This window comes from Streptomyces sp. NPDC020965 (assembly GCF_044333555.1).
Taxonomy (GTDB): domain Bacteria; phylum Actinomycetota; class Actinomycetes; order Streptomycetales; family Streptomycetaceae; genus Streptomyces.
On the sequence record NZ_JBIRRE010000029.1, the window covers coordinates 1 to 7,732 of the forward strand.

The window sequence follows — 7,732 nt, forward strand, 5'->3', positions numbered from 1 at the left end:
TTCTTCGGGATTTCGCCGCGTGAGGCGTTGGCGATGGACCCGCAGCAGCGGCTTCTCCTGGAAGCGTCGTGGGAGGCGGTTGAGAACGCGGGTATCGATCCGTTGAGTTTGAAGGGGACCAGTACCGGAGTCTTCGCCGGAGTCACCTACCACGACCATGCGGCACGTCTCCGAACCGTCCCGGACGGCCTGGAAGGGCTGCTGGGCATCGGAGCATCCGCGAGCATTGTCTCCGGCCGAGTGGCCTACCTGCTCGGTCTTGAGGGTCCGGCGCTGACGGTGGATACGGCGTGTTCGTCGTCGCTGGTGGCGTTGCATTTGGCGGGTCAGGCCCTGCGGCAGGGCGAGTGCTCCATGGCACTCGCCGGCGGTGTGACCGTCATGTCCACTCCGGGGACGTTCGTCGACTTCAGTCGTCAGCGGGGTCTGGCGGCGGATGGTCGGTGCAAGGCGTTCGATGTCTCTGCCGATGGGTTCGGGCCGGCCGAGGGCGTGGGCATGTTGGTCCTGGAGCGGCTGTCGGACGCGCAGCGCCTGGGCCACCCCGTCCTCGCTGTCATCCGGGGTAGCGCCGTCAACCAGGACGGTGCGAGCAATGGCCTGACGGCTCCGAATGGTCCGTCGCAGCAGCGGGTGATCCGCCAGGCCCTGGCGGCTGCGGATCTGTCGCCCGCCGATGTGGATGTGGTGGAGGCGCACGGCACCGGCACGGCGTTGGGTGACCCGATCGAGGCGCAGGCCCTGCTGGCCACCTACGGTCAGGATCGTCCCGAGGACCGGCCGCTGCGGCTGGGCTCCATCAAGTCGAACATCGGACACACCCAGGCCGCGGCCGGTGTCGCCGGTGTGATCAAGATGGTGCTCGCCATGCAGCACGGCGTCCTCCCGGCGACGCTGCATGTCAACGAACCGACCCCGCATGTCGATTGGGCGAGCGGTGCGGTTGAGCTGTTGACCGAGGCCACCGCCTGGCCCGAGACGGGCAAACCACGCCGGGCTGCGGTGTCGTCCTTCGGTATCAGCGGCACCAACGCCCACACGATCATCGAACAGGCCCCAGCCGTCGATCGTGTATCCGATGTGCCTGACGCCGATTCGGCCTCGGGCGTGACGGTGCCCTGGGTGGTGTCGGCGCGAGGTGTAGACGGCCTTCGCAGCCAAGCGGCTCGTCTGCGGGAGTGGGCGTTGAAGCACCCTGAGCACAGCTTGGTTGATGTTGGTCATTCGTTGGTGGTGTCGCGGTCGGCTTTTGAGGATCGGGTGGTTGTTCTCGGTTCGGACCGGGACGCGCTGTTGGATGGTCTGGCGGCGGCTGCTCAGGGTGGACCCTGGCCTGGTGTCGTGCAGGGTTCGTCTGTCGGGTCCGGTGGTGGTGTGGCGTTCCTGTTCACTGGGCAGGGCGCGCAGCGGCTGGGCATGGGTCGTGAACTGGCGAAGAGGTTCCCGGTGTTCGCGTCCGCGCTGGACGAGATCTGCGTTCAGCTCGACGCGCATCTGGAGCGTCCGTTGCGTGAGGTGCTGTTCGCCGAACCTGACACCGAGGCGGCGGCGCTGCTGGACGAGACCGCGTTCACGCAGGCAGCCCTGTTCGCCGTGGAGGTCGCGCTCTATCGGCTGGTGGAGTCGTGGTCCCTGACCCCGGACTATCTCCTGGGCCACTCGATCGGTGGTCTGGCTGCCGCGTATGTGGCGGGTGTGTTGTCGCTGGAGGACGCGGCCGAGGTGGTGGTGGCTCGGGGTCGGTTGATGCAGGCCCTGCCCAAGGGCGGAGCCATGGTCTCCCTCCAGGCGTCGGAAGACGAGGTCGTCGAGTCGCTGGACGGCCGGGTGTCGATCGCCGCGGTGAATGGTCCGCAGGCGGTCGTCATCTCCGGAGACGAGGACGCCGTCACAGCGGTGGCGGACGAATGGCGGGCCCGGGGTCGGAAGGTGAAGCGCCTTACGGTCAGCCACGCCTTCCACTCGGCCCTGATGGAGCCAATGCTCGCCACCTTCGAGCAGGTCCTGTCTGGGGTGACGCTGAACGCCCCGCGGATTCCGGTCATCTCCGACTCCACCGGTCTGCCCCTCACACCGGAGCAGGCCACCTCTCCCGCGTACTGGACCAGCCACGTCCGTAACCCGGTCCTGTTCCACCAGGCCATCACCCACCTCACCGGCCAAGGCGTGAACAGCTTCCTGGAACTGGGCCCCGACGGCGTACTCAGCGCCATGACCCGCACGAGCCTCACCGACGACAGTGACATTACGGTCGTCCCCCTGCTGCGATCCGGCCGCCAGGAGCCGGAAGCCGCGCTCACCGCGCTGGCTGAGCTGTATGTCAACGGTGTGGCCGTCGACTGGACCGTACTCCTCGACGGCGCCCGTCCGGTCGCCCTGCCGACCTACGCCTTCCAGCACCAGCGTTTCTGGCTGGAGACCGGTACTGAGATTCCCGCGGAGGCCGCGACCGAACTCGGGGACTCCGTCTTCTGGCGAGCGGTCGAGCAGGGCGATGCCGGGGAGCTGGCGAGCGCGTTCGCCGCGGTAGGCGTGGACGCGTCCGCTGTCGAGTGGGAGTCGGTGCTGCCCGCGCTGTCTTCCTGGCGGCAGGCGCAGCGCGTCCGATCTGTCGCGGATTCCTGGCGTTACCGCGTCGCCTGGAAGCCGCGCACCGGCACGCAGTCCAGCACCCTGACGGGAACCTGGCTGGTCGTGGCCCCTGCCGAAGACCTGGAGCTGGTCGATCAGACCGTGGCAGCGCTCGAAGCCCACGGAGCGAGCGCCATCGTGCTCCGTCCCGCCGAGGGAAGTGACTGCGGCGATCGCCTTATGTGGACCGAGTCGTTGCGGCGCGTTGTGCCCTCCGATGAGGTGGACTCCGTCGCCGGGGTTGTGTCTCTGGTGGGGGATGTGGCGGGGACGTTGGGGTTGGTGCGGGGGCTGGGTGATGTGGGTGTGGTGGCTCCGTTGTGGTGTGTGACGCGGGGTGCTGTGTGTGTGGGTGGTGGGGACGTGGTGTCGTCTCCGGTGCAGGGTTTGGTGTGGGGGTTGGGTCGGGTGGTGGGTCTGGAGCATCCGGAGCGGTGGGGTGGTGTCATCGACCTGCCGGCATCGGTCGACGGTCGGGGTTGGGAGCGTTTCTGTTCCGTCCTGGCGGGTGACGGTGGTGAGGATCAGGTGGCGGTGCGGTCGTCGGGTGTGTTCGTACGACGCCTCGTCCCCGCCCCGGCTTCGGCTGCGGTCTCGGTTGGGGAGGGTGGGTGGTCGCCGGGTGCGGGTACGGTCCTTGTCACGGGTGGTACGGGGGTGATGGGGGCTCGGGCCGCGCGTTGGTTGGCGGCTCGGGGTGCCCAGCGTCTGTTGTTGGTGAGCCGTGCGGGGGAGACTGCTCCGGGTGTGTCGGAGTTGCTGGCGGAGCTGACCGCGATGGGCAGCCGGGCCGAGGTCGTCGCCTGTGATGTCGCCGACCGTGACGCACTGGCCGCGCTCCTCGCCGCCGTACCGGAGGAGTATCCACTGACCGCGGTCGTCCACACCGCACACCACCATGACGACGAGCCCCTGGCATCCATGAGCGCGGAGCGCTACCTGCCTGTACTCGACGCCAAGTGGGTCGGAGCATGGAACCTGCACGAGCTGACGAAAGACCTGTCCCTGTCGGCGTTCGTCCTCTTCTCCTCAGGCGCGGGTGTCTGGGGTGGCGGCGGTCAGGGCGCGTACGCGGCGGCCAACGCCGGTCTGGACGCGCTGGCCGAGTACCGCCAGGGGCTGGGACTCCCGGTGACCGCCATCGCTTGGGGCCCGTGGCAGCACCAGCAGGACTCCTCGGCGGTCACGGACCAGTCCGGCGCGCTGACGGATATGGACCGGCGCGGTCTGCATCCGATGGCGCCCGAACCGGCGATCGACGCGCTGGGCGTGGCCCTGACACGTGGTGAGACAGCGTTGGTGGTGGCCGATGTGGACTGGGAGCGGTTCTACCCGGCCTTCGCCGTGGCCCGCCCTCGACCGCTGCTGCACGACATCCCGGCCGTCGCCGCACTGCTCGCGCAGGATCGCGACAGCGACGGCGACGTACAGGCCCGCTCCGAGCTGGCCGAACGACTCGCGGGTACGTCGGAGAGCGAGCGGGACCGGATCGTCCTGACCATGGTCCGTACGCATGTGGCCGCCGTACTGGGACACACCGGCGTCGACGGAGTTCCGGCGGGGCGCGCCTTCCGGGATCTCGGGTTTGACTCGCTGACCGCTGTGGAACTGCGGAACCGGCTGAGCAAGGCCACCGGGGTGGCGCTGCCCGCCACCCTCGTCTTCGACCATCCGACGCCGGAGAAAGTCGCGGCCCTGGTCGTCGCCGACGTACTGGAGCAGCGCGGCACCGCGCTGCCGGGTCAGACCGTGGTTGCGGCGTCGCCCGATGAGCCGCTGGCCGTGGTGGGTATGGCCTGCCGATTCCCCGGTGGGGTCGCTTCGCCGGAAGAGCTGTGGCAGCTCGTCATCAGCGGTGGGGACGCGATCTCCGGCTTCCCGGCCGACCGCGACTGGGACCTCGCCGCCCTCTACCACCCGGATCCCGACCACGTCGGGACCTCGTACACCCGTGAGGGCGGATTCCTCTACGACGCCGGCGAGTTCGATCCCGGCTTCTTCGGGATCTCGCCGCGCGAGGCCCTGGCGATGGACCCGCAGCAGCGGCTCCTCCTGGAAACCTCCTGGGAAGCGGTCGAGAACGCGGGTATCGACCCGTTGTCGCTGCGCGGCCGCAAGGTCGGTGTCTTCACCGGGATGAGCTACCACGATTACGCGGCCCGGCTGCGGTCCGTACCGGAAGGACTTGAGGGCTATCTCGGAACCGGTAACGCCGGCAGCGTGATGTCCGGCCGGGTGGCCTACGTTCTTGGGACTGAGGGTCCGGCGGTGACGGTGGACACGGCGTGTTCGTCGTCGCTGGTCGCGCTGCACTGGGCGGCGCAGGCCCTGCGCCAGGGCGAGTGCTCGATGGCGCTGGCCGGGGGCGTCACCGTCATGGCGACGCCGGGGACGTTTGTGGACTTCAGTCGTCAGCGTGGTCTCGCGCCGGATGGTCGGTGCAAGGCGTTCGCGGCCGGCGCCGACGGCACGGGCTGGTCCGAGGGCGTTGGCATGGTGTTGGTGGAGCGGTTGTCGGACGCCCAGCGGCTCGGCCACCCGATTCTTGCGGTGGTTCGTTCCAGTGCGGTGAATCAGGATGGTGCGAGTAATGGTCTGACGGCGCCGAATGGTCCGTCGCAGCAGCGGGTGATCCGTCAGGCCCTGTCGACGGCCGGACTGACGACCTCCGATGTGGACGCGGTCGAGGCGCATGGCACGGGGACGAATCTGGGTGACCCGATCGAGGCGCAGGCCCTGCTGGCGACCTATGGTCAGGACCGTCCCGAGGACCGGCCGCTGTTGCTCGGCTCGTTGAAGTCGAACATCGGGCACACGCAGGCTGCGGCCGGTGTGGCGGGTGTGATCAAGATGGTGATGGCGCTCCAGCACGGTGTTCTTCCGGCGACGTTGCATGTGGATGAGCCGACGCCGCATGTCGACTGGGCGAGCGGCGCGGTCGAGCTGCTGACCGAGGCCACCCCGTGGCCCGAGACGGGCCGTCCGCGCCGGGCCGCGGTGTCGTCCTTCGGCATCAGCGGCACCAACGCCCACACCATCCTCGAACAGGCGCCCGTCACCGAGCCGACCCCGGTCGGCGGCCCGCAACAGAGCGATGACACCCCGGTCGGCGTGCTGCCCTGGGTGCTCTCCGCGCGCGGTGAGACGGCCCTGCGTGGGCAGTCGTCCCGGCTCGCCGACTGGGTGACGGCACGTCCCGAGGACACTGCCGTGGAGGTGGCCCGCTCGCTGGTGGCGTCCCGCTCGGCCTTCGAGGACCGATTGGTGGTCCTTGGCGCCGACCGTGAGGAACTACTCGCGGGGGTACGCGCTGTCGCACGCGGCGAGGCGTGCTCCGGAGTGATCCGGACGTCGTCGGGAGTGTCCGTGCCGGAAGGCAGAGCGTTCCTGTTTACGGGACAGGGTGCGCAGCGGCTGAGTATGGGTCGTGAACTGGCGCAGCGTTTCCCGGTGTTCGCGTCTGCGCTGGACGAGGTCTGTGTTCAGCTCGACGCCCATCTGGAGCGTCCGCTACGTGAAGTGCTCTTCGCCGAGCCTGACACCGAGGCTGCGGCGCTGCTGGACGAGACCGTGTTCACGCAGGCAGCGTTGTTTGCCGTTGAGGTTGCGCTGTATCGGTTGGTGGAGTCGTGGTCGCTGACGCCGGACTATCTCCTGGGTCACTCCATCGGTGGTCTGGCCGCGGCACATGTGGCGGGTGTGTTGTCGCTGGAGGACGCGGCCGAGGTTGTCGCGGCTCGGGGTCGGTTGATGCAGGCCCTGCCCAAGGGCGGAGCCATGGTCTCCCTCCAGGCGTCGGAAGACGAGGTCCTGGAATCGCTTCAGGCCCTGGAGACGGCGGACCGGGTGTCGATCGCCGCGGTGAACGGCCCGGACACGGTGGTGATCTCCGGTGACGACGAGGCGGTGACTGAGGCCGCCGGGTACTGGCTGGTGCAGGACCGGAAGGTGAAGCGCCTTAAGGTCAGCCATGCCTTCCACTCGGTGCTGATGGAGCCGATGCTCGCCGAGTTCGAAGAGGTCGTGTCGCGGGTGACGCTGAACGCCCCGCGGATCCCGGTGGTCTCCGACTCCACGGGTGAGCTGCTGACCGCCGAGCAGGCCACCTCTCCCGCCTACTGGGTTGGGCATGTCCGTCAGCCCGTCCGGTTCCACCAGGCGGTGACCTACCTCGCCGAGCAGGGTGTCAGTGCCTTCCTGGAGTTGGGCCCTGACGGTGTGCTCAGCGCCATGGTGCGGAACAGCCTGGCCGATGGTGAGGTGATTGCCGCGCCGTTGCTGCGGTCCGGGCGTGCGGAGCCTGAGACGGCGTTGACGGCGCTGGCCGAGCTGTTTGTCGCGGGTGTGGCGGTGGAGTGGTCTGCGGTGCTTGGTGGCGGGGAGAGTGGGCGGCGGGTCGAGCTGCCGACGTACGCCTTCCAACGTGAGAGGTACTGGCTGGAGTCCGGGGCTGCGGCTGGGGCTGAGCCGGCGGTGGATGGGGTTGTCGCCCACGGTATGGATGCTGGTTTTTGGGGTGCGGTGGAGCGGGGGGATGTGGAGGGTTTGGCTGGGGTGTTGGGGTCTGGGGTGTCGGTGGATGTGTGGGGTGAGGTGTTGCCGGAGTTGTCGTCGTGGTGGTTGGGGCGGCGGGCTCGGTCGGTGGTGGAGGGGTGGCGGTATCGGGTGGAGTGGCGTCGGGTGGGTGGTGGGTTGTTGTCGGGTGGTGGTGGGTTGTCGGGTACGTGGGTGGTGGTGGTTCCGGTGGGGGTGGATGTGGGGTTGGTGGATGGGTGTGTGGGTGCGTTGGTGGGGTGTGGTGTGCGGGTGGTTGTGGTGGGTGTGGATGTGGGTGTGTTGGGTGATGTGGAGGGGTTGGGTTCGTTGGTGGTGGGTGGTTTGCCGGAGGGTGTGGGTGTGGGTGATGTGTCGGGTGTGGTGTCGTTGTTGGGGTTGGTGGAGGGGTGGTTTGAGGGGTTGGGTGGTGTGTCGTTGGGTGTGGTGGGGACGTTGGGGTTGGTGCGGGCGTTGGGTGGTGTGGGTGTGGTGGCTCCGTTGTGGTGTGTGACGCGGGGTGCTGTGGGTGTGGGTGGTGGGGATGTGGTGGTGTCTCCGGTGCAGG

Annotated in this window: 1 protein-coding gene; it reads left to right on the top strand. The window is 68.6% G+C overall.

Going from position 1 to position 7,732, the window contains the following annotated elements:
• Positions 1 to 7,732, top strand: a 7,732-nt coding sequence (locus ACH4S7_RS36440) for a type I polyketide synthase (protein ID WP_398525729.1), incomplete at both ends; no start/stop codon positions are given.